The 1,422-nt window shown below is 38.2% G+C and carries 1 protein-coding gene; it reads right to left on the bottom strand.

Translation table 11 applies throughout. The annotated features are described in order from the left end of the window. Nucleotides 1–230 precede the first annotated feature (230 nt). Complete coding sequence (gene wecA / locus BKK52_RS13205) at nucleotides 231–1,295, bottom strand: UDP-N-acetylglucosamine--undecaprenyl-phosphate N-acetylglucosaminephosphotransferase (protein ID WP_077421737.1); 1,065 nt, start codon at nucleotides 1,293–1,295, stop codon at nucleotides 231–233. Nucleotides 1,296–1,422 lie beyond the last annotated feature (127 nt).

The raw sequence follows: 1,422 nt of genomic DNA, 5'->3' as shown, positions 1-1,422 counted from the left end.
AGATTCGAACTTGCGACCTTTGGCTCCGGAGGCCAACGCTCTATCCAACTGAGCTACGAACGCGTACTGCGTCGTTGCGGGGCGTATATTAATGATTTCAATATATCTTGTCTAGCACTTTTTTTTAATTTTTTCGTGAAAGATAGTTTTTTATTCAATTTGTATAGATTTTGTAAACTTCTCGCTCATTTAAAAAACATTCTACGATCATTTTTATGACTATATCGCTACTATGCTTTCGCTTTTCTTGCTCTCCGTTTCATTCTTCGTACAAAACGGGTAATTCGCCATGCTCTGGTAATGGAATAAACATAGAGGAAAAATAAAACAAAAAATCCAATAAACATCACCCATTCATTAATATAATAGACCTCACCTAAAATACCAATTGTGGCACAAATCGCAGACATTAAGGTGATAAAAAGAAAGGCTTGGCGTGATGTTAAACCGGCTCGCACCATTAAATGATGCACATGTAAACGATCCGGTCGAAATGGGCTTTTTCCTTTTCTTAAACGACGATAAATAATCGCCACCATATCAATTAACGGTATCGCAATGACCCAAAGAGCGGTCACCGGATTCATAGGGTGCCCTTTGCCTTGGGTGCTTAGTAGTAAAATCCAAATGATCGTAAAACCGACTAAAGTACTTCCCGCATCCCCCATAAAGACTTTATATTTGGGGCCAAGCGGAATACCAAGATTCAACATAAGATAAGGCAGCATCGCTGCAATAAGCGCAAAACTCCAATGTGCCATATCCATTTGCCCATCACGAAACATTAAAATTCCGATCGCGGCAAAGGATACACAAGATAACCCACCAAGTAATCCATCAATGCCATCGATCATATTAAAGGCATTAATAATCGCAATGGTGGCAAAGACGGTAATCACCAATCCTATAGAGCCGAGGGTTAATTGGAAAGGACCAAGAATCTGTCCAAAATGATCCAAATACACATTACCAAGATCGATCATTAAAATAGCCAGTACCGCTTGAATGCCAGCCCTTAAAAAAGGGCTAATATCAAATCGGTCATCTAAAATGCCGATAGCAAGTAACACAAAAATACTGAATAGATATAAATAAGGCAGACGAAGTTGATCCCATTCCATCAAGTAATAGCACAAATTCCCCACAAAAAGAGAGACTCCACCAATTAACGGGATTGCCCCTTGGTGACGTTTTCGATAGTTCGGTTTATCCACCAACCCAATTTTATTTGCAATCGGGCGCATCACTATCAATGTTAAAAATGCGCCAAGAAAAGTAACAATAAGACTTAACATAAATCGACCTTTATTCTTTTTTGCAAAGGATAACATAAGGAAAATTTAGCAAGAAAGATATTTTTAACAAAGCCTGTATTTTTCAGTACAATAGCGACCACTTTTTATCATTAAGGAAAAACAATGA

Source organism: Rodentibacter trehalosifermentans, from assembly GCF_002000545.1.
GTDB lineage: Bacteria > Pseudomonadota > Gammaproteobacteria > Enterobacterales > Pasteurellaceae > Rodentibacter > Rodentibacter trehalosifermentans.
This window is presented reverse-complemented; position numbering and strand designations above follow the sequence as displayed.

Coding starts and splice junctions, on each gene's coding strand:
- wecA (WP_077421737.1), bottom strand. CDS start 1,295: ATGTTAAGTCTTATTGTTACTTTTCTTGGCGCATTTTTAACATTGATA.